The organism is Streptomyces spongiicola (genome assembly GCF_003122365.1).
GTDB lineage: Bacteria > Actinomycetota > Actinomycetes > Streptomycetales > Streptomycetaceae > Streptomyces > Streptomyces spongiicola.
In genome coordinates, this window is record NZ_CP029254.1 from 775,046 (window position 1) to 798,654 (window position 23,609).

The window sequence follows — 23,609 nt, forward strand, 5'->3', positions numbered from 1 at the left end:
GGAACCCCCACCATGCACGTCCTCGACCGGCTGCTCGCCCCCGGCGGGCCACCGTTCGCCCTGCTGCGCCGGCTCACCCCGGGCCGCGACCACGACACCGTCGAGGTGCTGACCGGCCCGGTCCGGGAGGTCGGGCTGCTCGCCGACATCCCGGTGGGCGAGCGCCCGTCGCTGGCGCTGGTGCCGTTCCGGCAGATCCGCGAGCGCGGCTTCGACGTACGCGACGACGGCACCCCGCTGTCCGTGCTGGTCGCCGAGGAGTCCCACGAGCTCCCGCTCGGCGAGGTGCTCGACCGGCTGCCCGCGCACCCGGTGAGCGTCGAAGGGGGCGGCTTCGACGTCGGCGACGAGGAGTACGCGGAGATCGTCCGGCGCGTGGTCGCGGACGAGATCGGACGCGGCGAGGGCGCCGACTTCGTCATCCGCCGCACGTTCACCGGCCGGGTGGCGGGCTTCGGCAGGGCGGACGCCCTCGCGCTCTTCCGGCGGCTGCTCGCGGTCGAGCGCGGTGCGTACTGGACGTATGTCGTGCACACCGGGGACGGGCGGCCCCGAGCCGGCGGGCGGGGCACGGACGCGGGCGGGCGCACGCTCGTCGGGGCGAGCCCGGAGGTGCACGTCCGGATGTCCGGCGGCACGGTCGTGATGAATCCGATCAGCGGGACCTACCGCTACCCGGCGGGCGGCCCGACGGTCGACGGGCTGCTGGACTTCCTCTCCGACCGCAAGGAGACCGACGAGCTGTCCATGGTCGTCGACGAGGAACTCAAGATGATGTGCAGGGTCGGCGACATGGGCGGTGTGGTCGTCGGGCCCCGCCTCAGGGAGATGTCCCATCTCGCGCACACCGAGTACGAGTTGCGGGGGCGGTCCTCGCTCGACGTCCGCGAGGTGCTGCGCGAGACGATGTTCGCGGCCACGGTCACCGGCTCGCCGGTGCAGAACGCCTGCCGGGTCATCGAGCGCCACGAGCCCCCGGGCCCGGACGGCGGCGGGCGCGGGTACTACGCGGGGGCCCTCGCCCTGCTCGGCACCGGCGCGGGCGGCGCGCAGACCCTCGACTCCCCGATCCTGATCCGTACCGCCGACATCTCCGCGTCGGGCGAGGTACGGGTGCCGGTCGGCGCGACGCTGGTCCGCGACTCGGACCCGGCGTCCGAGGTGGCGGAGACGCACGCCAAGGCGGCGGGGGTGCTGGTCGCGCTGGGCGTCCGTCCGGAGGCCGCGAGCGGGGAGGCGGCGCGGCCGCGGCTGGTGGACGATCCCCGGGTGCGGGCGGCGCTGGACGCGCGCCGGGCGGATCTCGCACCGTTCTGGCTGCGGATGCAGGCATCGCCGGAGCGGGTCCGGGGGCATGCGCTGGTGGTGGACGGCGAGGACACCTTCACCGCGATGCTGGCGCATCTGCTCCGGGGGGCGGGCCTCGGCGTGACCGTGCGCCGCTACGACGAGCCGGGTGTGCGGGAGGCGGCACTGGCCCACGGCGGGCCGGTCGTCCTGGGCCCGGGACCGGGCGACCCGTCGGACACGGCCGATGCGAAGATGCGCTTGCTGCGCTCGCTCACCGCGGAACTGCTGGGCGGCCACCGGGGCGGTCTGCTGGGGGTGTGCCTGGGACACGAGCTGATCGCCGCCGAACTGGGGCTGGACATCGCCCGCAGGGAGCGGCCGTTCCAGGGGACCCAGCTGCGGATCGGGCTGTTCGGCGCGGAGGAGACGGTCGGCTTCTACAACAGCTTCACGGCCGTCTGCGACGACGAGTCGGCGGAGGAGCTGGCGCTGCGCGGCGTCGAGCTGAGCCGCGAGCCGTCGGGTGAGGTCCACGCGCTGCGCGGGCCGGGTTTCGCGGGTATCCAGTTCCACCCGGAGTCGGTGCTGACCCTGCGCGGGCCGGAGATCGTGCGCATGCTGCTCGACACGGTCGTCCCGGAACGGGCGCCCTGACCGGGGCCGGGCCACGCCACGCGCCCCGCGAGTTACGGGCACGGGCGCCCGGCAGGCACCGGGCCACGCCCTGACCGCCTCGGGCCCGCGCCCCTGACGGGTCCCGGTCCGGGCGGCGCCGGCTGCTGCCGTGGCCCGGGCCGGTATGGACCGGGCCGGTAGCGGAGGCCGGAGGGCGCCCGGAGGACCGCGGCGGGCTCGTACGGGAGCCCTGGCGGTGCCCTCCGGGGCGGACCGGCGGCGGACGGCGGCGTGTGTCAGAAGCGCCGGATGACCCGCAGGCTCCCGCTGTACAGCTCGGTCCCGGCGTCCAGCACGGACAGCGCTCCGAGATCCGCCATCGTCGGCCCGTCGGGTGTCTTGCGGCTGGACGCGAAGCGGTGCCTGCCGTGCTGGTCCCGGCCGAGGTAGATGCCGACGTGCCCGGGCCTCGGCCGAGGCGGGGAACCACGTCGGTGCGGTCGCCGGCACACCGGCGACCGGAGCCGGACGGCGCACCGGGCCGTCCGGCCGTTCACGGCGGCAGCGGGGCGGACGCGGACGGACCGGCGGCGGACGGCGGGGGCGGGGGCCGGTGGGCGGGCCGCGGGAGCGGTGTGCGGTCGCCGTGCCACCGCCCACCGCCCGCCATCAGCCAACCGCCAACCGCCAACCGCCAACGGCCGTCAGCCGTCAGCCGTCAGCCGAAGAAGACGCCGACCTCCTCGTAGAGGGCCGGGTCGACCGTCTTGAGCCTCGCCGTCGCGTCGGCGATCGGCACGCGGACGATGTCCGTGCCGCGCAGGGCGACCATCTTCCCGTAGTCGCCGTCGCGCACCGCCTCGATCGCGTGCAGGCCGAAGCGGGTCGCCAGCCAGCGGTCGAACGCGCTGGGCGTGCCGCCGCGCTGGACGTGGCCCAGTACGGTCGTCCTGGCCTCCTTGCCGGTTCGCTTCTCGATCTCCTTGGCCAGCCACTCCCCGACGCCCGAGAGCCGGACGTGCCCGAAGGAGTCCAGCGTCCCGTCCTTGAGGACCATGTCGCCGTCCCTCGGCATCGCGCCCTCGGCGACGACGACGATCGGCGCGTAGGAGGCGCGGAACCGGGAGGTGACCCAGGCGCAGACCCGGTCCAGGTCGAACCGCTGCTCCGGGATGAGGATGACGTTCGCGCCGCCCGCCAGTCCCGAGTGCAGCGCGATCCAGCCCGCGTGACGGCCCATCACCTCGACCACGAGAACCCGCATATGGGACTCCGCCGTGGTGTGCAGCCGGTCGATGGCCTCGGTGGCGATACCGACGGCCGTGTCGAAGCCGAAGGTGTAGTCCGTGGCGGACAGGTCGTTGTCGATGGTCTTCGGCACACCCACGCACTTGACTCCGTACTCGCCGGACAGGCGCGCGGCGACCCCGAGGGTGTCCTCGCCGCCGATCGCGATGAGGGCCTCCACCTCGTGCTTGGCGAGGTTCTCCCTGATCCGGCGGACCCCGTTCTCCGCCTTGAGGGGGTTGGTCCGCGAGGAGCCGAGGACGGTGCCGCCGCGCGGGAGGATGCCCCGGACCGCGGGGATGTCGAGGCGCACGGTGTCGCCCTCCAGCGGCCCGCGCCAGCCGTCCCGGTAGCCGGTGAACTCGTATCCGTACTCCTGCACGCCCTTGCGGACGATGCCGCGGATGACCGCGTTGAGGCCGGGGCAGTCGCCGCCCCCGGTCAGTACTCCGACCCGCATGGAAGGTCCCTTCGCCGTCGGTGGCCGCATTCACCGGCAACGCTAGTGGTGACCCAGGTCACTCCGGCACGGCACAAAAGGTGAATTCCGGTCGGCGAAAGGGTGGTTGGCGTCCGGCGATTCACTCCATCGAGTGGATGGAACATCGAATCCGGGACAACTGCCCGGCACAGGGGGTCAAGCGTCGTCGAGGCCGCGCTCGATCGCGTAGCGCACCAGCTCCACCCGGTTGTGCAGCTGGAGCTTGCCCAGGGTGTTCTGCACGTGGTTCTGCACCGTGCGGTGCGAGATCACCAGCCGCTCCGCGATCTGCTTGTACGAGAGGCCCTTGGCCACCAGGCGCAGCACCTCGGTCTCCCGGTCGGTGAGCTTCGGTGCCGACGGATCGCCCGGTCCCGCCGCGGGCGCGGGCTCGCTCGCCAGCCGCCGGTACTCCCCCAGCACCAGCCCCGCGAGGCCCGGGGTGAACACCGGGTCGCCGGCCGCGGTGCGCCGCACGGCGTCGACCAGCTCCTCCGTGCTGGCCGACTTCAGCAGATAGCCGGTGGCCCCCGACTTCACCGCCTCCAGCACGTCGGCGTGCTCCCCGCTGGCGGAGAGCACCAGGACCCGCAGGGCGGCGTCAGCGCCGACGAGTTCCCGGCACACCCGGACGCCCGGCATCCCGGGCAGATTGAGGTCCAGCACGAGGACGTCCGGCGCCGCGGCCCTGGCCCGGCGCACCGCCTGCGGACCGTCGCCCGCGGTCGCCACCACCTCGCAGCCCGCCGCGGACAGGTCGCGGGCGACCGCGTCCCGCCACATCGGGTGGTCGTCCACGACCATGACCCGCACGGGCCGGCGGGCCTCCCCGCTCGTCTCCGTCATCGCTCCGGCCTCCCCCGGGTCCCCCTCGGGACCGTCAACTCGACTTCCGTACCCTGCCCCGGCACCGAGAGCAGCTCCGCGGTGCCGCCGATGTCCCGCAGCCGGCCGCGGATCGAGAGCGCGACACCGAGCCGCCCCTCGCCCTCGGCCTGGGCGAGCCGGCCCTCCGGGATCCCCGGTCCGTCGTCCCGGACCGTGACGACCACCTCGTCCGGCCCGTCCTCGACCAGGATCCACGCCCGCGCGCCCTCGCCCGCGTGTCTGCGGACGTTGTCCAGGGCGGCACCGACAGCGGCCGCGAGTTCGCTCGCCGTGCGCGCCGGGAGCAGCACCGGGGCGCCCGGCTCGGACAGGGTCACCCGGCTGCCGGCCCGCGGCGCGAGCAGCGGGCGCAGGTCCACCGGCGGGCGCGCCCCGGCGCTTCCACCGTCGGACCCGTCCGGCCCGTTCCGCAAGTCCCGCCCGTCCCGCCCGTCCCGCAAGTCCGACCCGTCCCACAAGTCCGGCCCGTCCGGCTCGTCGACGAGTCGGACGACCGCGCCGCGGGCCGCGTCCTCCGACACCCGGGACGCGGGGACCAGCCCGCCGGCCACCAGGGTCCGCAGGGCGACCTCCTGCTCGCCCGCCATCCGGCCGAGTTCCGCCGCCTCGCCCCCGATCGCCGTACCCCGCCGCTGCACCATGGCCAGCACCTGGAGCACACCGTCGTGGATGTCGCGGGCCAGCCGCTCCCTCTCCCGGGTCGCGGCCTCGATCTCCAGGGCGCGGGCCAGGGTGCGCTCGGAGGCCCGGGCGACCTCGACGACGTACCCGATGGCGATGGACGCGACCCACACCAGCAGCACGTTGTGGATCGTGTCCCGGCTGGGCTCGCCGCGCTCGACGATGTTGGCGACGGCGACCAGGGAGGACGCGAAGCCCGCCCAGCGCCAGCCGCCCTTGATCGCGAAGGCGAGTACCGAACCCGCCGTCCAGATCGAGGGGAGCGTGGGGCCGTCGATCTGCTGCGCGTGCGCGTCGGCGAGCGGGGTGAGCAGGATGCCGGTGAGGGCGACGGTGAGATCGGCGCCGAGGAAGCGCCTGGTGCAGGCGGTCGCGTTCGCCACCCTGGGGAGCGTCGCCAGCGTCCAGACGGCCATCACGGCGAGGAAGCCGACGGCCACCCAGGGGCGTTCGTACCTGTCCCCGGCGAAGGCGAGGAGGAGGATCGCGTACCCCGCGGTCAGCACGCGGTACGCGGCCAGCGCACGCCACAGCGGCAGCTCGACCGACATGCGTACGACCCGCTCGCGCCTGGCCATTGCCCGATCCCCCAGTCCGTCCGGTCGGACGGGCGACGCTACCGGTCGCCGGCCCGCTCCGCCCCGCCGGCCCCCTTCGCGGCCCGCTCCGCCTCCTTGGCGGCCTCCTTCGCCGCCTTCTCGGCGTCCGCGATCTGCCGCTTGGCCGCCGTGGCGTAGATGTCCACGTACTCCTGGCCGGAGAGCTTCATGATCTCGTACATGACCTCGTCGGTCACCGAGCGCAGGATGAAGCGGTCGTGCTCCATGCCGTGGTAGCGGCTGAAGTCGAGCGGCTTGCCGATCCTGATACCCGGGCTCATCAGCTTGGGGACGACCTGGCCGGGGGGCTGGATCTTCTCGGTGTCGATCATCGCGACCGGGATGACGGGCGCGCCGGTGGCGAGCGCCACGCGGGCCAGGCCGCCCGGCTTCCCGCGGTAGAGCCGGCCGTCCGGGGAGCGGGTGCCCTCCGGGTAGATACCGAAGAGCTCGCCGCGCTCGATGACCTCGATGCCGCTCCTGACGGCCGCCTCGCCGGCGCCGCGCGCCCCGGAGCGGTCGACCGGGAGCTGGCCGACCCCCTTGAAGAAGGCCGCGGTGAGCTTGCCCTTCACACCCGGCGAGGTGAAGTACTCGGCCTTGGCGATGAACGTGACCTTGCGGTCCAGGACCGCGGGCAGGAAGAAGGAGTCCGAGAAGGACAGGTGGTTGCTCGCGAGGATCGCCGGCCCCTCGGCGGGAACGTTCTCCAGGCCCTCCACCCACGGCCTGAAGGCGAGCTTCAGCGCCCCGCCGATGGAGAACTTCATAGCGCCGTAGATCAACTCGAGTGCCTTCCTGGTGTCCGTCGGAAAGACCTTAACCCCTGGCGGGACCGGGCTCCCCACAGCGGTCCCGTGCCGCGCGGGCTCAGCCCTGGTCGGTGCCGGTCCCGTCGCGTACGGTGAATCTGCCCACCGGGGGGACGCCCCCCGGGCCGCCCTGAAAGGAGACCCCGGTGCCGGTCCTTCCTGGAGCCGAGCCGTACCGCCACGAGGGTGGCGAGGTCGGCGTACTTCTCTGCCACGGCTTCACCGGTTCCCCCCAGTCGCTGCGCCCGTGGGCGGAGTTCCTCGCGGAGCGCGGACTGACCGTCTCGCTGCCGCTGCTGCCCGGGCACGGCACCCGCTGGCAGGACATGGCGGTCACCGGCTGGCAGGACTGGTACGCGGAGGTGGACCGGGAGTTCCGGACGCTGGGCGGGGAGTGCCGCCAGGTCTTCGTGTTCGGGCTGTCGATGGGCGGCGCGCTGACCCTGCGGCTGGCCGCCCGGCACGGCGACGCGGTCAGCGGTATCGCGGTGGTGAACCCGGCCAACAAGGTGCACGGCCCGGCGGCGCACGCGCTTCCGGTGGCCCGCCACCTCATGCGCACCACGAAGGGCCTGGCCAACGACATCGCGAAGGAGGGCATGGACGAGGTGGCCTACGACCGCGTCCCCCTGCACGCCGCCCACTCGCTGCGGAACTTCCTCCGGCTCGTCGACGGCGAGCTTCCCCAGGTCACCCAGCCGATGCTGCTGCTGCACAGCCCTCAGGACCATGTGGTGCCGCCCGCGGACTCGGCCCGGATCCTCGGCCGGGTGTCGTCGACGGACGTCCGGGAGGTCCTGCTGGAACAGAGCTACCACGTGGCGACGTTGGACCATGACGCGGAGCGGATTTTCGAGGAGAGCCACGCGTTCATCGGCCGCCTCGCTCCGAGTGTCGGCGAGAAGGGAAGCACGACCGGTGGCTGAGCAGCACGACGCGGACCGGGACCGGGACCGGGAACCGCAGCCCGTCGACGAGGAGGCCGCCTGGGCCGCGATCGTCGCGGGCTACGGGCAGGAGCCCGCGGACCCGCCGGGGGCGAAGCCGTTCAAGTCGGTGGAGGACCTCGCGGGCCTGCAGAAGACCGTCCGGAACGACGGGCCGGCCGGCGGGGCCGGTGACCGTTCCGACGGGGGCGAGGGCGGGAGCGGCGAGGAGGACGAGGGCCCGCGGCCGGAGAAGCCGCTGGGCAGCTCCGTCGTGTTCGCGCCCGGGGTGGGCGGGGGGCCGCGCGACTACACGATCGCCGAGCCCGGCGGCGAGGAGCCGGACGACGGCGACGAGGGCCATTTCGTACCGCCTGAGCCCCCGCCGCTGCCGGAGGCCGACACGACCGCGAAGTTCGCCTGGCTGGCGGTGATCGGCGGACCCGTGCTGCTGCTGCTCGCCGTGATCCTGCGGTGGGACATGACCTGGTGGCTGACCACGCTCGGCGTCGGCGGCTTCCTGGGCGGCTTCGCCACACTGGTGGCGCGGATGTCCCACGGGGACGACGAGGACGACGACCCGGGGCGCGGGGCGGTCGTCTAGCAGTGCACTGACGATCTTGAAAACGCGCCCGGCTCACACCGGATCGCCCCGATCGGCGTTTACGGGTGAACCAGGACAAGGCGGGCGACCGGAGCGAGATCTTCAGCGGACTCCCGGCCAGAACCAGGTGTTCTGGGTGTTCTGGGTGTTCTGGGTGTTCTGGGTGTTCTGGGTGTTCTGGGTGTTGGTCCGGGGAGGTCGCGAACGCAGCTCCGCCCGCCCGCAGGGCGGGGCCCGCGGCGTCCGAGGCGGGCGATCGCAGGGCGCCGGATCGGCCGATCGGCCCCGGACCGGGCGCCTGCTCGGACGACTCCGGCAACGCTGCACGGGACATCCCCCGTGCCCGATGGGCGACGGCAGCGAGCGAGCCGGGCGCCGCGGGCCAGGAGGGACTTCCACAACACGCCTGGCCAGTGCCGCGTCAGGCGGGGTCTGCCCGTCGGCGGCGGCGCGGAGCGGGTCCGGTGCGGTGCGGCGTCCGAGGCGGTGCGGCGTCCGAGGCGGGCGATCGCAGGGCGCCGGATCGGCCGATCGGCCCCGGACCGGGCGCCTGCTCGGACGACTCCGGCAACGCTGCACGGGACATCCCCCGTGCCCGATGGGCGACGGCAGCGAGCGAGCCGGGCGCCGCGGGCCAGGAGGGACTTCCACAACACGCCTGGCCCGTGCCGCGTCAGGCGGGGTCTGCCCGTCGGCGGCGGCGCGGAGCGGCGTCCGAGGCGGTGCGGCGTCCGAGGCGGGCGATCGCAGGGCGCCGGATCGGCCGATCGGCCCCGGACCGGGCGCCTGCTCGGACGACTCCGGCAACGCTGCACGGGACATCCCCCGTGCCCGATGGGCGACGGCAGCGAGCGAGCCGGGCGCCGCGGGCCAGGAGGGACTTCCACAACACGCCTGGCCAGTGCCGCGTCAGGCGGGGTCTGCCCGTCGGCGGCGGCGCGGAGCGGGTCCGGTGCGGTGCGGCGCAGGGCGCCGGATCGGCCTAGCAGTGGGCCTGCCCGGTTGGTTCGGCAAGGCGGCGAGTCGCCGCGCCGGGCGTCGCGACGGGGCGAACGCCGCCTCACGCGGCACTACCGGCCAGGCCGGCTCGTGCCGTGGCCGCGCGGGCCCCGTTCCGGGGCGGGGCCGGCCGCGGACGCCGCGGACGCCGTGGACGCCGGGGATGCCGCGGACGCCGGGGGCTCGGGGGGCACCCGCAGGGCGGCCAGGACCGGGAGATGGTCCGTGGCCGCCTCCAGGTCCGCCTCGCCGACCCCGGGGAGCCCCACGGGCACGCCGCAGCCGAGTACCTCGACGCCGGGGGTGACGAAGACCGCGTCGATCCGCTGATGCGGGTCCGCGGGGGTCGAGGTGTACTCGCCGCCCCAGGGACTGACGGCCCGGGCGTCCCGGAGAGCGGTGGCGAGGCGCCGGAAGCTGCGCCCGCCGGGTCGCTCGTTGACGTCGCCCGCGGCGATCGCGTACGGCACGTCCATCGCGGCCAGACGGTCGAGCAGCATTCCGGCCTGGCTGTGGCGTTCGTCGGCCCGCAGGCTGAGATGGCAGCTGAGCAGCCCGATCCGGGCCGCCCCGACACGCACGACGGCGGTGGCGAAGCCGCGCCGGTGCAGCCCCGGGGTGAGCGGCAGCAGAACGTCCTCGGTGCGCTCGGCCCTCACCCGCAGCGAGCACAGCAGCGCCGGTCCCGCGGCGGTCGCCCCGCCGCTCAGCACCACCAGCTCGCTCTTGGCAGCGAGTCGGGCGAGGTGCTTGCGCCACCGGAAGAAGCGCGGTGCCTCCTGGACGAAGACGAGATCGGGCCGGCAGGCGCGGATGACGCGGGCGAGGGCGTCCTCGTCGTCGCGCATGGAGCGGATGTTGTAGCCGAGGACCCGGATGACGGCCGAACCGTCCGGCTCGGTCCGGGAGTTGGGCAGCGGTCGCGTCGCCGACGTCACCATGTGCCTCAAGATAACGGGCCCCGGCCCGCCTTTCCCGCCCCGGGCACCGTGCGGCGCGCCGCACGGTCGGGATCCGTACGGCCGAGCCGGGGCCGCGGACGCCCCGCGCGGCCGGGGCGGGAAAGGCGGGCCGGGGCGGGCGCCCCGCGCGGCCGGGGCGGACTCCGGACGCCCCGCCCGCGCGGCGGCCGGGGCGGAGTCAGTACGCCGGGCCGGCCGGCGGCTCGTCTCCGAGCCGAGGGGACTGCCGCCCCCGGAGGAACCCGGAGGAACCCGAAGGAACGCCGAGCACGGGCCTGCCGACACGGACGCCTGCCGCCCCTCGGGGGCGGCAGGCGCCGGCGGCGGTCGCGGGCGTCAGCCCTGGCGGGCGAGGTCCGCCGCGCCGACGAGGCCCGCCTTGTTGCCGAGCTGGGCGGCGAGCACCTGGGCGTGCGGGCGCCACTGACCGCCGATCAGCCACCGCCGGAAGGACTTGCGGATCGGGTCCAGGACCAGCTCGCCCTCGTCCGACACGCCGCCGCCGACGATGAACGCCGAGGGGTCGAACAGCGAGGCCAGGTCGGCCAGTCCCGCGCCGGCCCAGCGGGCCAGCTCGCGGAAGGAGTCGACGGCCACCTTGTCGCCCTGCCTGGCCGCCTCGCTGACGTGCCTGCCCTCGACTCCGCCGGGGGTGCCGTCGCCGAGGCCGAGCAGGATCGCCGCGTTCTCGGGGGTCGCGGCGGAGCGCTGGCGGGCGTAGCGGACGAGTGCCCGCCCGGACGCGTACTGCTCCCAGCAGCCCTGGCTGCCGCAGCCGCACAGCAGGCCGTCGGGGACGACCCTGATGTGCCCGAACTCCGCCGCCACGCCGAAGCGGCCGCGGCGCAGCTTGTTGCCGATGATGATGCCGCCGCCCAGGCCCGTGCCGAGCGTGATGCAGATGACGTCGCTGTGGCCCTGGCCCGCGCCGAAGCGGTACTCGCCCCAGGCCGCCGCGTTGGCGTCGTTCTCCACCACGACCGGCAGGCCGACGCGCTGCTCCACCTTGTCCTTCAGCGGCTCGTGCCGCCACTGGATGTTCGGCGCGAAGAGGACGGTGGCGCGCTTGTCGTCGACGTAGCCGGCGGCGCCGATGCCGACCGCCTCGATGTCGTGCCCCTTACCGGCTCCGGAGACGGCCGAGCAGATCGCGTCCACGATCCCCTCGGCGGTCGGCGGAGTGGGCACCGTGTGCGTCTCAAGGATGGTGCCCTCTTCGTCGACCACGCCGGCCGCGATCTTCGTGCCGCCGATGTCGACGCCGATGGTGAGTCCCATGTGTCCCTCAGTTTTCGGTCGAGCCCCGCTAGGCCCAACCGTACCGGAGGGAGTCCGCGCCTCAGTCCAGATCGATCTTCTCGCTCGGGCCGGGGCCCTCGTCCCGGCGGTCCCGGCGGCTCTTGCCGTCCGTGCCCTCGCCGCCGCCCGTGCCCTCGCCGCCGCCCGGGCCGTCCGCACCTCGCGGCGGCTCGTTGCGGGTCCAGCGGCGCTCATGGCCCTCCACGGCGGAGCGGTACGCGGCCAGCAGTTCGCTGCCCGCGGCCGCGAGGTGGCCGAAGACCTGCGGGTTGCGCTCGATGACCGGCTCGACGGCCGACTTGGCCTGGTCGACCAGCTGCTGCACGGTCCCCTGCCCGGCGAGGCCGAGCAGCGGGTTCGGCAGCGACGACACCTTCTCGGCGACCGCGTCCAGCAGCTTGCGCAGCTCGTCGCCCGCGGTGCCGGCGCCGTGCGGCCCGTACCGCTCGCCGCGGCGGGCCCGCTCCTCCTCAAGGTCCTCGGCGCACGCCGTCGCCCAGGCGTCGGCGTCGACGGCGGGACGTTCGGTCGCATCGCTCATGGCGTACTCCTCGGAAAGTTCCTCGTACGTCGACGGTACCCGACGGGGAGGCCGCCCTTCAGCGGCTCCGCGGCCACAGCTCGGGGTCGGGCTCGAAGCGGATGCGCAGCTCCCCGTCGCGCAGGGCGGCACCGCTGACGGCGCAGCGGCGCAGTGCCGACGGCAGGGTGAGTACGCGGCGGAACGGGCCCGCGGTCAGGAAGAGTTCGTCGTCCCTGCGGACCAGTTGCAGCTGGTCCCGGGCGGCTCCCGGCAGGGGCAGCCGCCAGACCAGCACTCCTTCCCCGGACCGGCGGTCCTCCACCGTCGGGCGGTTCCCCCGGGGCGGCCCGGGCGTGCTGCCGGCCGGCCCGTCGAGCAGCTCGGCGAGTTCGCCGGGCTGCCGGGGGTCGCGGCCGGTGTGCGGCACCTCCCGTACCGGTACGTCGCCGAACTCCTCGCGCCAGCCCTTGAGCGCGCTCTGCTGCCGTCCCGAGAGGGCCGCGAGGAAGGGGTCGCCGGAGCCGGCCGGGACGATCCGGTTGGCGATCACCATGTCCGGGGCGGGCCCGTGCAGGGCGAGGCCCAGCCGGGCGGTGCGCAGGGCCCGGTCGGCGGCCTCGGGGCCGGGTTCGGCGACCAGGCGCACCGAGGCTCCGGGGCTCTCGATCAGCGCCTGGACGACGGCCAGCTCCTCGTCCCAGCGGGCGGCCGTCTCGTACAGCCACCGCGCGGGCATCGGCACGCCCGCGAGCTGGGCGAGCACCGGGCGCAGCGAGCGGGCGGCCTGCCGCTCGGCGGGGAGCAGCCGGCGCAGATAGCGGCGCAGCTGCTCGGGGAGGGCGAGCAGGGCGACGGCCTGGCGCACCGGGGGGAGGTCGACGACGAGGAGGTCGTGGCCGCCGCCGGCGGCCCGCTTGAGGGCGCGGAGCAGCGCGAACTGCTCGCTGCCCGGGAGTTCCGTCAGCTCGCCTTCCTCGAAGGGCACGGCTCCGAGGAGGTCGAGCGCGGCCCCGGCCCGCTCCTGGAAGCCCAGGAACTCGCGGCGGAAGTCGGCGCCCGCTTCGAGGCGGGCGACGGTGGGGCCGGGCGGCCCGGTGTCCGCGCCGCCCGGCCCGGGGGCTCCGGGTCCGGTACTGGTGCCGGTGCCGGTGCCGGTGCCGGGTCCGGTGCCGGCACCGGTGAGTGCCTCGGGCGGCTCGCCGGACAGCAGCAGGACCCGTTCGCCCCGCCGTGTCCCGGCGAGGGCGAGGGCGGCCGCGACGGTGCTCCGGCCGGCCCCGCCGGTGCCGGTGACGAAAACGGTGCGCATGAAGGGGGGCTTCAGGCCTTCGGACCGGACTCGACGCGCTTCTTCAGGCCGGCCAGGGCGCGGTCGATGATGACCTTCTCCGCCTTGCGCTTGATCATCCCGAGCATGGGGATCTTGACGTCGACGGTCAGCCGGTAGGTGACCTCGGTCCGCTCGCCTCCGGCGACCGGCTTCAGCGTGTACGAGCCGTCCAGCGCGCGCAGCATCTGGGACTTGACCAGCGTCCAGGAGACCGTGTCGTCGCCGGTCCAGGTGTAGGCCAGGACGTGGTCGTCCTTGATCGCGCCGGCGTCGAGCACCAGCCGGACCTGGAGCGCGCGGCCCAGGCCGTCCTTCTCCAGGACCTCGGTCTCCTTCACCTCGCCGGTCCACTCCGGGTAGCGCGCGAAGTCGGAGATCACCCCCATCACATCGGCCGGTGCCGCGTCGATGGTGATGCTCGAGCTGGTGTGTTCCGCCATCGCCGTGGCTCCTCAACTGAACGCCGGACGGGGTTGCGGTGTGCAATCTACCGCGCCCCCGTCGGTCACCATTCCAGGGCCCACGGCCGCCCCGTCGCCGCGAAGTGCCCGACGTTCACGCACTCGGTCGCGCCGATCCGCATGCGCCGCGCCAGCGGCTGATGCACATGCCCGAAGAGCGAGTAGCGGGGCCGGGTCCGGCGGATGGCGTCGAGCAGGGCCCGGCTGCCGCGCTCGAACCGGCGGGCGACGGTGTCGTACGCCAGCTCGGGCACGTCCGGCGGGATGTGCGAGCACAGCACGTCGACCTCGCCGAGCGCCTCGACCTTCGCCGCGTACTCCTCGTCGGAGATCTCGAACGGGGTGCGCATGGGGGACCGCAGCCCGCCGCCGACGAAGCCGAAGACGAGACCGCCCAGCTCCGTCCGCTCACCGTCGAGGACGGTGGTGCCCGGGCCCGCGTACTCCGGCCAGAGGGCCGGCACGTCGACGTTGCCGTAGGTGGCGTACGTCGGGGTGGGGAACGCGGCGAACATCTCGCGGTACTGCTTGCGCACCGCGCCGATGATCACGGCGTCCCGGTCGAGGCCCGCCCAGAGGCTGCGCCCGAGCGCGCGGGCCTCCTCGAAGCGCCGGGCGGTGCGCAGCTCGACGATCCTGTGCGCGTTCTCCACGCCGAAGAGGTCGGGGAAGATCCCGCGCGAATGGTCGGCGTAGTCGAGGAAGAGGACCAGGTCGCCGAGGCAGATCAGGGCGTCGGCGCCCTCTCCCGCCCTGGCCAGATCCGTCGCGTTGCCGTGCACGTCGCTGACCACATGAACTCGCATGCCGATCACCCTAGAGCGGTCTTCCGATTCCCAGTAGAGGTCACCGGACCTGCGGTTACTTCCGAGTCGTCCGGCCGGTGGACTAGGGTTCGCGATGCCGCGGCGCGCAGGTGTGACGCAGGGAACATCTGGCCGGTACCCCCTATCCGGAACTGAGTACTGATGGGTAACGTCCGGGCAGTCCGCGGTGCGTTCGCACAGAGCCGTGGCGCCGGCGCCCGATGAGGAGCAGCAGTCTTGCGTGAGTTCAGCCTTCCGGCCCTGTACGAGGTCCCGACGGACGGCAATCTGACGGATCTCATCCGCCGCAATGCGACGCAGCACCCCGAGGTCGCGGTCATGGCCAGAAAGGCCGCCGGGAGCTGGACCGACGTCACCGCGGCCGAGTTCCTCGCCGAGGTGCGGGCCGCCGCGAAGGGCCTGATCGCCGCGGGTGTGCGGCCGGGTGACCGGGTCGCCCTGATGTCCCGCACCCGCTACGAGTGGGTGCTGCTCGACTTCGCGATCTGGAGCGCCGGCGGCGTGACCGTCCCGGTCTACGAGACCAGCTCGCCCGAGCAGGTGCAGTGGATCCTCGGCGACTCCGGCGCCGTCGCGGTGGTCGTCGAGAGCGGGGCGCACGCCGCCGCCGTCGAGTCCGTGCGCGACGCCCTCCCCGCGCTGCGGCACGTGTGGCGGATCGAGGACGACGGCATCGCGCAGCTCACGGCGGCCGGGGCGGAGATCCCCGACGCCACCGTGGACGAGTACAGCGCGTCCGCCAAGGCGGACGACCCGGCCACCATCGTCTACACCTCGGGCACCACGGGCCGCCCCAAGGGCTGTGTGCTCACCCACCGCGCGTTCTTCGCGGAGTGCGGGAACCTGGTCGAGCGCCTGAGGCCGCTGTTCCGCACCGGCGACAGCTCGATCCTGCTCTTCCTCCCCGCCGCACACGTCTTCGGGCGCATGGTCGAGGTGGCGGCCGTGATGGCCCCCATCAAACTCGGCTGCGTACCGGACGTCAGCAACCTCACCGACGAACTCGCCTCGTTCCGTCCCACGCTGATCCTCGGTGTGCCGCGGGTCTTCGAGAAGGTCTACAACGCGGCGCGCGCCAAGGCGCGGGCGGACGGCAAGGGCAGGATCTTCGACAGGGCCGCGACCACGGCGATCGAGTACAGCCGCGCGACCGGCACCGGGAAGGGCCCGTCGTTCGGGCTGCGGCTCCGGCACAGGGTCTTCGACCGGCTCGTCTACGGCAAGCTGCGTGCGGTGCTCGGCGGGCGCGGCGAGTTCGCGGTCTCCGGCGGCGCCCCGCTGGGCGAGCGGCTCGGCCACTTCTACCGCGGTATCGGCTTCACGGTGCTGGAGGGCTACGGCCTCACCGAGTCCTGTGCGGCGACGGCGTTCAACCCCTGGGACCGCCAGAAGATCGGTACGGTCGGGCAGCCGCTGCCCGGTTCGGTGGTGCGGATCGCCGACGACGGAGAGGTGCTGCTGCACGGCGAGCACATCTTCGCGGGCTACTGGAACAACGAGGCGGCGACGGCGGAGGCCCTGGCCGACGGCTGGTTCCACACCGGCGACATCGGCACCCTCGACGAGGACGGCTACCTCTCGATCACGGGCCGCAAGAAGGAGATCCTGGTGACCGCGGGCGGCAAGAACGTCGCCCCGGCGGTCATCGAGGACCGCATCCGCGCCCACGCGCTGGTCGCGGAGTGCATGGTGGTGGGCGACGGGCGGCCGTTCGTGGGCGCGCTGATCACCGTCGACGAGGAGTTCCTGGCCCGCTGGGCCGCCGACCACGGCAAGCCGGCCGGCTCGACGGCGGCTTCGCTGCGCGAGGACGAGGACCTGCTGGCGGAGGTCCAGCGGGCGGTGGACGCGGGCAACGCCGCGGTCTCCAAGGCCGAGTCGGTGCGGAAATTCAGGGTTCTCAGCTCCCAGTTCACCGAGGAGGCCGGTCACATCACGCCTTCGCTGAAGCTCAAGCGCAACGTGGTGGCCAAGGACTTCGCGGACGAGATCGAGTCGATCTACCGGTCGTAGGGGCTGCCTGCGAGCGCCTGCGGCGCGCGCCGCGGGCCGCCGCTACCTCTGGTAGTCCTCGGCGAGGACCCGCTCGATGTTGCGCTCGGCGAGCGCGGTGATGGTGAGGAACGGGTTGACGCCGATGGAGCCCGGCACGAGGGCTCCGTCGGTGACGTACACCCCGGGGGCGCCCCGGACCCGGCCGTGGTCGTCGGTGGCCCTGCCCAGCACGCAGCCGCCGAGCGGGTGGTAGGTGAAGTCGTCGGCCACGGGCCGGTTGCCGCCGAACAGGTCGTACCGGTAGATCGTGGCGTTCCTGAGGTTGATGCGGTCGAACAGCTTCCTGGCCGCGTCGCCGGAGACCCTGCTCTGCTCGGGCGTCCAGTCCAGCCGCATCGTGTCGGTGCCGGCGTGGTAGGTCAGCGTGCCCCGCTCCGGGTTCCTGGTGATGGCCAGGTACAGGCTGATCCAGTGCTCGAACCCCATGGGCAGCGGGGCGATCTCGGCGAAGACGGGGTTGGCGGTGTTGGACCAGTCGTCGATGCCCATCACCGGCATGGTCGCCTGGTGGGCGCCGACGGTGTCCCAGAGGTGGTTGGCACGGGCCGTCATGACGTTGCCGTTGGCCCCCCAGCCCGCGCCGATGTGCTCGCTGAGGTCCGGCAGGGCGCCGGACTCCCGGGCGCGCAGCAGGAGTTCGGTTGAGCCGAGGCTGCCGGCCCCCAGGAACAGCCGGGTGCAGCCGATCTCCCGGGTGGCGACGACCCTGCCGGCCGTGTCCATGCGGTCGGCGGTGACGACGTAGGTGCCGTCCGGCTGCGCCCGCAGCGCGCGGACCCGGTGCAGCGTGTCGACGGTGACGTTGCCGGTACCCAGGGCTGCGGCGAGATAGGTCCGGTCGAGACTGCGCTTGCCGTGGTTGTTGCCGTAGATGACCTCGCCGGCGAGTGCGGAGCGCACGGCCTGCCCGGCGGCCTCGCGCCGCATGTAACCGAAGTCGTAGACGTTGGGCACGAAGACGGTCCTGAGGCCGGCCTTGGCGGCGTGCTTCCGGGAGATCCGCGAGAAGCGGTACCACTCGGTGGACTCGAACCAGGCCGGGTCCACGCTGTTGACGCCCAGCATCTGCCGGGCGAGCGGGAAGTACCGGTCGTACATCCCGGCGGCGTCGACGGTCGGCAGCATCTCGGAGAAGTACTCCCGTTGCGGGGTGACGGCCATTCCGCCGTTGACGAGCGAGCCGCCGCCGACGCCGCGGCCCACGTACACCGACATGGCGTCGAAGCTCACCCGGTCCAGCACGCCCGGGTAGGGGCTGATGTCCTTGTTGACGACGTCGAGCCAGAGGAACTGGGCGAGCGGGGCCTCGGTGCGCGTGCGGAACCACATCGAGCGGTGGTCCGGGGCGCGGGTGCTGCAGAAGACCTTTCCGTCGGGCCCCGGGGTGTCCCAGAGCCGCCCCATCTCCAGGACGAGGGTGGGGATCCCGGCCTCACCGAGGCGCAGGGCGGTGACGGCGGCACCGTAGCCGGAGCCGACGACGAGGGCGGGGGTGTGGTCGGCGGCCGCCGCCCGGGAGGCCGGCGCGGGGGTCGCCGCGCGGGCCGCGGGCACGGGGCCGATACGGGTGAGGCCGAGGGCGGCCGCGGTCTGGAGGGCGCCGAGACCCAGGAGGTGACGGCGCGTCAGATTTGGTGTCATGGTGCGCAGCATGTGCGGATTTTCCGGTTCCGCCTATCCGTCGCGGGGACCTTTTCCCGCGGGGCGCAAGAGGGCGGTTCGCGCCGCGCCGGCGGGGCCCCGGACCGGGACCGTGCGGACCCCGGCAGCCGCGCGGGCCCCGGTGGCGGTCCGGACCACCGCCGGACCGCCACCGGACCGCCACCGGTCCACCGCCGGTCCACCGCCGGTCCACCGCCGGGCACATGGGCACCCGTCAGGACCGGGCATCCGGGGACGGGGCGCCACCCGGCCCGGCCACCGCCGACGCCCGGGCCCTGGGGTGCGGGCCCCGGGGGCGCGGGGGCGCGGGGGTGCGGGCCCCGGGGCGCGGGGGTGCGGGCGGAACCGCCGGACGGTGCGGGGCGGCATCTGCCGGCGGGGTACCTGCGGGCGCCGGGAGGGCAGGCGGTCCCGGCGCACACCACGCGAGCCGCCGGGCGGCCCCGGACCGCCCCGGTCACGCCCCTCCGGACCACCCGGATCCGGACCACCCCGGTCACGCCCCTCCGGACCACCCGGATCCGGGGCACCCGGGGCCCCTGAGGTCGTGCCCGTCCGGATCCCCCGGTCGCACCCGTCCCGCCAGGGCGGCCCGAGCGGCCCGGGCGGCCCGGGTCACAGCAGCTCCCTCAGCCGGTCCGCCAGCAGGTCCCAGCGCCAGCGCTCCTCGACCCACTCACGGCCGCGCTCGCCCATGCGGCGGCGCAGCGCGGGATCCAGGAGGAGGGTGGTGACACGCTCCGCGGTCTCCTGCGGGGAACCGCCGCGGACGACCCAGCCCGACTCGCCGTCGAGCACCGCGTCCGGTGCCCCGCCCGAGTCACCGGCGACGACCGGGAGTCCCGTCGCGGACGCCTCCAGGTAGACGATGCCGAGGCCCTCCACGTCCAGCCCGCCGCGCCGGGTGCGGCAGGGCATCGCGAAGACGTCACCGGCGCCGTAGTGCGCGGGCAGCTCCTCCCAGGGGACCGCGCCGGTGAAGCGGACCGACTCGGCCACTCCCGTGGTGCCGGCGAGCTTGCGCAGGTCCTTCTCGTAGGGCCCGCCGCCGACGATCAGCAGCACCGCCTCCGGCACCTCGGCGAGGATCGCGGGCATGGCCCTGACCAGGGTGTCCTGGCCCTTGCGCGGCACGAGCCGGGACACGCAGACGACGACCGGGCGGTCGGTGAGCCCGAGCCGCTCGCGCACCGCCTCGCCACCCGAGCCCGGGTGGAAGGCCTTCTCGTCGACGCCCGGCGGCAGCTGCACCATCCGCCCGGCCGCCTCGGGCGTCAGCGCGGCGGCGATCCGCGAACGCGTGTACTCGCCGAGGTAGGTGACGGTGTCCGTGCCCTCGCCGATCCGGCGCAGCAGCCGCCGGGCTCCGGGCAGCTGTGCCCAACCCGCCTCGTGGCCGTGGGTGGTGGCCACCAGGCGCCGCGCCCCGGCCCGGCGCAGCGCCGGGGCCATCAGCCCGAGCGGGGCGGCGGCGCCGAACCACACCGACGTGCAGCCGTGCTCCCGCAGCAGTCCGGCGGCGCGCCCGGTGACGCGCGGGGTGGGCAGCAGCATGGTCGTACGGTCGCGGACCACCCGGTAGGGCTGTTCGGCGTCGAAGGCGGCCGTCGCCTCGGCGCCCTCGCGACCGCGCTTCCACGTGGAGGCGTAGACGACGATATGTTCGGGGTCCAGCCGCAGCGCGATGTTGTGGAGGAACGCCTGGATGCCGCCGGGACGGGGCGGGAAGTCGTTGGTGACGATCAGGGTCTTGTCCATCGCCGCCGACAGTACCAACGGCCGCCGCGCCTGATCGCGGGCGGACGGGCGTCCGGCATGATGGCGGCCGGGCCGGCAGGGCGGCGGCGCTCAGGGGCACGGAACGGATCGGACGGCACGGGGTGGTCATGACAGGCACAGGGCGTTCCGCCGGGTCGGGGCCCGAAGCGTCCGGGGCCGTGGCGGGAGGGGCCGTGACGGGCTGGGCCGTGGCGGGAGGAGCCGTGGCGGGAGGGGCCGTGGCGGCCTTCGCCCTCTCCAGAACGCTGCTGCTGCTCTGGGTCCTGAAGGTCCTCCCCGTCCGCGGCCCCGATGTGACCAGCGACGTCGCCGTGATCTACCGGGGCTGGTACGAGGTGCTGAGCACCGGCACCTACCCGCTGGACGACGTCACCTGGCAGTACCCGCCCGCGGCCGCCCTGGCGATCCTCTCCCCCGGCCTGGTGCCCTCCCTCGACTATGTGCACGCGTTCTTCGCCCTGGTCCTGGTGTGCGACGCGGCGGTCCTGGGGCTGCTGCTGTACGCGGGGCGGCGGCCCGGGAAGTCGGTGAGAGGCGTCTGGTTCTGGATCGCGGGGCTGCCCCTGCTGGGTCCGACGGCCTACGCCAGGTACGACCTGATGGTGACGGCGGTCGCGGTGGCCGCGCTCCTCGCCGCCGCCCGCCGCCCGGGGGTCGCCGGGGCGCTCGCCGGGTTCGGCGCGATGCTGAAGGTGTGGCCGGTGCTGCTGCTGGCCGGGCTCCGGCAGCGCCGCGCATGGGCCGCGGCCGCGGTCACGGGGGCGGCCCTGCTGCTGGTCCTCACGGCGTCGATGCCCGGGGCGCTGGCCTTCCTCGGTTTCCAGCGGGACCGGGGCACGGAGGTCGAGTCGCTGGGCGCGCTGGTCTTCCACGTCGCCCGGCACTTCGGCTGGGAGGGGCAGGTGCTGCTGAACTACGGCTCGGTCGAGTTCCTCGGCCCGTACGTCCCCCTGGTCAGCGGTGCGGCACTCGGTCTCACCGCCGCCGCGTTCGGCTGGCTGGCCCTGTGGCGGCTGCGGGCGGCGGAGTTCTCCGCCGCCACCCCCGCCGACGCGGCGTTCACGGCCGTGCTGCTGTTCACGACCACCAGCCGGGTGATCAGCCCCCAGTACCTGGTCTGGCTGCTGGGACTGGCCGCGGTCTGCCTCGCCTTCCGGGGGAGCCTGATGGCCCTTCCGGGCCTGCTGGTGCTGGCTGCCACCGGGCTCACCTTCCTGGAGTTCCCCGTCTGGTTCGACAAGGTGGTCGCGAGCGACCCCGCCGGGATCGCGGTCCTGGCGGCCCGCAACGGCCTGCTGGTGGCGGCCGCGCTGCTGGCGTGCCGCCGCCTGTGGACGGACACCGTCCCGCCGGGCCGGCGCCGGGGCGGCGGGCGGTCGCTCCCGGCCCGCTCCGGCCGCGACCGGGCCTCGGTCGGGTCCTGACCCTCCCCCCGGGGACCGCGCCACCGGGCGGCACGGGCGGCACGGGCGGCCGGCTCCGTCCGGGACGCTCCGGACCGTCCGTCCGGCGGGGACGGGAGCAGCGATACGGAGTCGCACGCGCCACCGCCCGACGAGCCGTCGGGCACCTGCGCGAAACCGGATACGTGCGCACCGTTCCTCAGCGCGGCTCATACGTCATCAACCGGTCGCAACCACATTCGATCGAGTGACCCATGCCCGTCCGCCCGCCACGGGGGAACGGCGGACGGACGGGGCGGCATGGAGGCTGACAGCCCACGGTCGCGCCCGGGTGAGGCGTTGTCCGTCGGGGCCGACGTGCAACCGCCGCAGACGGTCGGCAGGCAGGCACCCGTCCGCCCGCCGGCCCCTGCCGGGGGTGGTGTGGGAGAACCGTGAACGGGTCATCCCCGGCAGGGGGCGGACCCTTCACGGGCAGACCCGTCGTCACGGGCAGACCCGTCGTCACGGGCAGATCTGTCGTTTGCGGGCCCGGCAGTACGTCGTGCCGGCGCGCTTCTCGGTCTGCCGGTGCCCACACGTCCTGGTCGTGGTCATCGCGCCACCCCTGCGGGCAGGGGTACGGGGTACGGGGTACGGGGTACGGGGTACGTCCCCGGCTCGGTGCCCGGTGAATGCCGCCGGAACCGCCCGCGGGCAGCGCGCGCGGCGGGGGCACGTGGGCAGGCATGGCCGGCGTGGTGGACCGCGCGGCGCGGGCTCCGGATCACCGGCCCAGCCGCTCGACCAGGTACTCCCGCCAGTCCGCGGTAAAGCGGTCCCGGCTCGTGCCCAGGACCTCGCCGAACGCCGAGTCCACCGCTCCGTCGCGCGACTCCGCGGCGCCCACCGCCCGGTAGAACGCGCGCAGCCGGTCCTCGCCCCAGCGGGCGGCGATCAGCTCGCAGGCCAGCAGGCCGCCCTCGTACGCGCGGCCCAGCGCGCGTTCACCGCCGCCGAAGCGGAAGTCGCCGTCTGCGGGGAGGGCGCCGGGAAGGTCGCCGCCGAGGACCGCGCGGCGCAGTTCCGGTGCGGTCTCCCGGGCGTCGCGGCCGGTGCCGCGGTAGGCGGCCCAGTCGGCGAATCCCTCGGAGAGCCAGAGCGGGGTGGCGGCCGAGGTGTGCGCGCGGGTCGCCACGTGTGCGGTCTCGTGGGTGAGGACGAAGCGTCGGCCGTGATCGCCGAGGGCCTCGTACGCCTCGGGGTTGACGGTCACCCGGTCCGCGGGCGCTGGCCCGCCGGCCTCGCCGGGAGCCGCCGCGAGGCCCGTGGTGACCGCCGCGACGCCCCGGTACTGCTCGGCCGGGGCGCCGAGCAGCCGGCCCATGGCGTCCAGCGAGCCGGGCACCAGGACCACCACCCGCCCGGGCCAGGCCCCGCCCCAGGCGGCCGAGACCGCGGGGACGGCCCGGTCCGCGTCCGCCGCGATCTTCCGGAGCCGCGCCTGCTGCTGCCCCGCGCCGAGGACCAGGCTGTGCGTGCCGCGCACCACCTCGATGTCGCCCTGCTGCCACAGCGGCTGTGCGGCGCCGGGGCCCGGGCGGTCGGCGGTGATGTACCAGCGGCCGTCCCGCTCGGCGAGTTCCAGCCGGCGCCCGGCGGTCGCGGGCGAGGCGTCGAATCCGTCGAGCCGGTAGCGCAGTTCGGCGTCGGCCGCGGCCCGGTCGCCGGAGCGCCGCACCTCGGTGAGCCGGTACTCCCAGGAACGGAGCGGGAGGGCGGAGAGGTTCGCGAACTCCGCCCTCCCGGCCGCTGTCAGCTGCCGCGCGGAGGGGTCGACCGCCGAGAGGTAGCCGGCCTCGTCGTGGCGGAGCACCGCGGCGGCGCGGTCGTCGAGCATCCGCTGCACCTCGCGGCCGGTGGTGTCGCGCCCCGGTGCGCCGGCACAGCCGCCCGCCGGCAGCGCCCCGGTCAGGACGAGCACGACCAGGACGAGCACGACCAGGACGCGCCCGGTCGGGAAGCGCCCGGCCACGACGCGCCCGGCCGGCAGGAGGACCGCCGCGCGCCCTCGTCTCGCCGCCGTCCATCCGAGGAATCCCTGACCGGCCACCCCGCCGATGGTAGGCGAGCGGGAGAGCGGAACC

18 protein-coding genes are annotated in these 23,609 nt (G+C 74.7%); 5 read left to right on the forward strand and 13 right to left on the reverse strand.

Going from position 1 to position 23,609, the window contains the following annotated elements:
* The first annotated feature begins 12 nt into the window (after positions 1-12).
* Positions 13-1,944, forward strand: a complete 1,932-nt coding sequence (locus DDQ41_RS03275) for an anthranilate synthase family protein (protein ID WP_109293114.1) — start codon at positions 13-15, stop codon at positions 1,942-1,944.
* Between the two features lie 679 nt (positions 1,945-2,623).
* On the opposite strand, the gene DDQ41_RS03285 is transcribed toward DDQ41_RS03275, so the two are convergent.
* The 4 genes from DDQ41_RS03285 to DDQ41_RS03300 form a co-directional block, all read right to left on the reverse strand.
* Entirely contained in the window at positions 2,624-3,652 is a 1,029-nt protein-coding gene (locus DDQ41_RS03285; protein WP_109293116.1) for a 6-phosphofructokinase, read from the reverse strand.
* Between the two features lie 177 nt (positions 3,653-3,829).
* Positions 3,830-4,519, reverse strand: a complete 690-nt coding sequence (locus DDQ41_RS03290) for a response regulator (RefSeq protein WP_109293117.1) — start codon at positions 4,517-4,519, stop codon at positions 3,830-3,832.
* On the reverse strand, positions 4,516-5,820 hold the full coding sequence (gene macS, locus DDQ41_RS03295; protein WP_109293118.1) for a MacS family sensor histidine kinase: 1,305 nt from the start codon (positions 5,818-5,820) through the stop codon (positions 4,516-4,518). The genes DDQ41_RS03290 and macS overlap by 4 nt, the downstream gene beginning before the upstream one ends.
* Positions 5,821-5,858: 38 nt before the next feature.
* Positions 5,859-6,611, reverse strand: coding sequence for a lysophospholipid acyltransferase family protein (locus DDQ41_RS03300; protein ID WP_109293119.1), 753 nt, complete (start codon positions 6,609-6,611; stop codon positions 5,859-5,861).
* Positions 6,612-6,799: 188 nt separating this feature from the next.
* Here DDQ41_RS03300 and DDQ41_RS03305 point away from each other — a divergent pair, with 188 nt between their 5' ends.
* Positions 6,800-7,579, forward strand: coding sequence for an alpha/beta hydrolase (locus tag DDQ41_RS03305; RefSeq protein WP_109293120.1), 780 nt, complete (start codon positions 6,800-6,802; stop codon positions 7,577-7,579).
* A complete protein-coding gene (locus tag DDQ41_RS03310; protein WP_109293121.1) occupies positions 7,572-8,183 on the forward strand; it encodes a hypothetical protein in 612 nt (203 codons plus the stop codon). The genes DDQ41_RS03305 and DDQ41_RS03310 overlap by 8 nt, the downstream gene beginning before the upstream one ends.
* 1,070 nt (positions 8,184-9,253) lie before the next feature.
* Here the strand turns inward: DDQ41_RS03310 and DDQ41_RS03315 are convergent.
* From DDQ41_RS03315 to DDQ41_RS03340, 6 genes are all read right to left on the reverse strand, one after another.
* Positions 9,254-10,123 carry an endonuclease/exonuclease/phosphatase family protein gene (locus DDQ41_RS03315; protein ID WP_262508337.1) on the reverse strand — a complete coding sequence of 290 codons (870 nt, stop codon included), beginning with the start codon at positions 10,121-10,123 and terminating at the stop codon, positions 9,254-9,256.
* A gap of 357 nt (positions 10,124-10,480) precedes the next feature.
* Positions 10,481-11,422 (reverse strand): ROK family glucokinase, encoded by a 942-nt coding sequence (locus tag DDQ41_RS03320; protein WP_109293122.1) that lies wholly within the window; start codon positions 11,420-11,422, stop codon positions 10,481-10,483.
* A 61-nt stretch (positions 11,423-11,483) separates the two neighbouring features.
* Positions 11,484-11,984 carry a DUF5304 domain-containing protein gene (locus DDQ41_RS03325; RefSeq protein ID WP_109293123.1) on the reverse strand — a complete coding sequence of 167 codons (501 nt, stop codon included), beginning with the start codon at positions 11,982-11,984 and terminating at the stop codon, positions 11,484-11,486.
* A gap of 58 nt (positions 11,985-12,042) precedes the next feature.
* Positions 12,043-13,275 (reverse strand): ArsA family ATPase, encoded by a 1,233-nt coding sequence (locus DDQ41_RS03330; protein ID WP_109293124.1) that lies wholly within the window; start codon positions 13,273-13,275, stop codon positions 12,043-12,045.
* A gap of 11 nt (positions 13,276-13,286) precedes the next feature.
* Positions 13,287-13,736 (reverse strand): SRPBCC family protein, encoded by a 450-nt coding sequence (locus DDQ41_RS03335; protein ID WP_109293125.1) that lies wholly within the window; start codon positions 13,734-13,736, stop codon positions 13,287-13,289.
* A 65-nt stretch (positions 13,737-13,801) separates the two neighbouring features.
* Positions 13,802-14,563, reverse strand: a complete 762-nt coding sequence (locus DDQ41_RS03340) for a metallophosphoesterase family protein (RefSeq protein ID WP_167450232.1) — start codon at positions 14,561-14,563, stop codon at positions 13,802-13,804.
* 237 nt (positions 14,564-14,800) lie between these two features.
* Between DDQ41_RS03340 and DDQ41_RS03345 the strand changes: the two genes are divergently transcribed.
* Positions 14,801-16,597, forward strand: a complete 1,797-nt coding sequence (locus DDQ41_RS03345) for an AMP-dependent synthetase/ligase (protein WP_109293127.1) — start codon at positions 14,801-14,803, stop codon at positions 16,595-16,597.
* A gap of 42 nt (positions 16,598-16,639) precedes the next feature.
* Here DDQ41_RS03345 and DDQ41_RS03350 read toward each other — a convergent pair whose 3' ends face one another.
* Positions 16,640-18,280 (reverse strand): GMC oxidoreductase, encoded by a 1,641-nt coding sequence (locus DDQ41_RS03350; RefSeq protein ID WP_174720349.1) that lies wholly within the window; start codon positions 18,278-18,280, stop codon positions 16,640-16,642.
* Between the two features lie 636 nt (positions 18,281-18,916).
* Positions 18,917-20,059, reverse strand: a complete 1,143-nt coding sequence (locus DDQ41_RS03360) for a glycosyltransferase family 4 protein (protein ID WP_109297507.1) — start codon at positions 20,057-20,059, stop codon at positions 18,917-18,919.
* 122 nt (positions 20,060-20,181) lie between these two features.
* Here DDQ41_RS03360 and DDQ41_RS03365 point away from each other — a divergent pair, with 122 nt between their 5' ends.
* Positions 20,182-21,504, forward strand: coding sequence for a glycosyltransferase 87 family protein (locus DDQ41_RS03365; protein WP_262508338.1), 1,323 nt, complete (start codon positions 20,182-20,184; stop codon positions 21,502-21,504).
* 745 nt (positions 21,505-22,249) lie between these two features.
* On the opposite strand, the gene DDQ41_RS03370 is transcribed toward DDQ41_RS03365, so the two are convergent.
* Positions 22,250-23,575, reverse strand: a complete 1,326-nt coding sequence (locus tag DDQ41_RS03370; protein WP_394342121.1) for a hypothetical protein — start codon at positions 23,573-23,575, stop codon at positions 22,250-22,252.
* Between the last annotated feature and the right edge of the window lie 34 nt (positions 23,576-23,609).

Excerpts from the sequence above, each read along its gene's own strand:
- DDQ41_RS03275 (WP_109293114.1), top strand. The coding sequence starts at position 13 with ATGCACGTCCTCGACCGGCTGCTCGCCCCCGGCGGGCCACCGTTCGCC.
- DDQ41_RS03285 (WP_109293116.1), bottom strand. The coding sequence starts at position 3,652 with ATGCGGGTCGGAGTACTGACCGGGGGCGGCGACTGCCCCGGCCTCAAC.
- DDQ41_RS03290 (WP_109293117.1), bottom strand. The coding sequence starts at position 4,519 with ATGACGGAGACGAGCGGGGAGGCCCGCCGGCCCGTGCGGGTCATGGTC.
- macS (WP_109293118.1), bottom strand. The coding sequence starts at position 5,820 with ATGGCCAGGCGCGAGCGGGTCGTACGCATGTCGGTCGAGCTGCCGCTG.
- DDQ41_RS03300 (WP_109293119.1), bottom strand. The coding sequence starts at position 6,611 with ATGAAGTTCTCCATCGGCGGGGCGCTGAAGCTCGCCTTCAGGCCGTGG.
- DDQ41_RS03315 (WP_262508337.1), bottom strand. The coding sequence starts at position 10,123 with ATGGTGACGTCGGCGACGCGACCGCTGCCCAACTCCCGGACCGAGCCG.
- DDQ41_RS03320 (WP_109293122.1), bottom strand. The coding sequence starts at position 11,422 with ATGGGACTCACCATCGGCGTCGACATCGGCGGCACGAAGATCGCGGCC.
- DDQ41_RS03325 (WP_109293123.1), bottom strand. The coding sequence starts at position 11,984 with ATGAGCGATGCGACCGAACGTCCCGCCGTCGACGCCGACGCCTGGGCG.
- DDQ41_RS03330 (WP_109293124.1), bottom strand. The coding sequence starts at position 13,275 with ATGCGCACCGTTTTCGTCACCGGCACCGGCGGGGCCGGCCGGAGCACC.
- DDQ41_RS03335 (WP_109293125.1), bottom strand. The coding sequence starts at position 13,736 with ATGGCGGAACACACCAGCTCGAGCATCACCATCGACGCGGCACCGGCC.
- DDQ41_RS03340 (WP_167450232.1), bottom strand. The coding sequence starts at position 14,563 with ATGCGAGTTCATGTGGTCAGCGACGTGCACGGCAACGCGACGGATCTG.
- DDQ41_RS03350 (WP_174720349.1), bottom strand. The coding sequence starts at position 18,280 with ATGACACCAAATCTGACGCGCCGTCACCTCCTGGGTCTCGGCGCCCTC.
- DDQ41_RS03360 (WP_109297507.1), bottom strand. The coding sequence starts at position 20,059 with ATGGACAAGACCCTGATCGTCACCAACGACTTCCCGCCCCGTCCCGGC.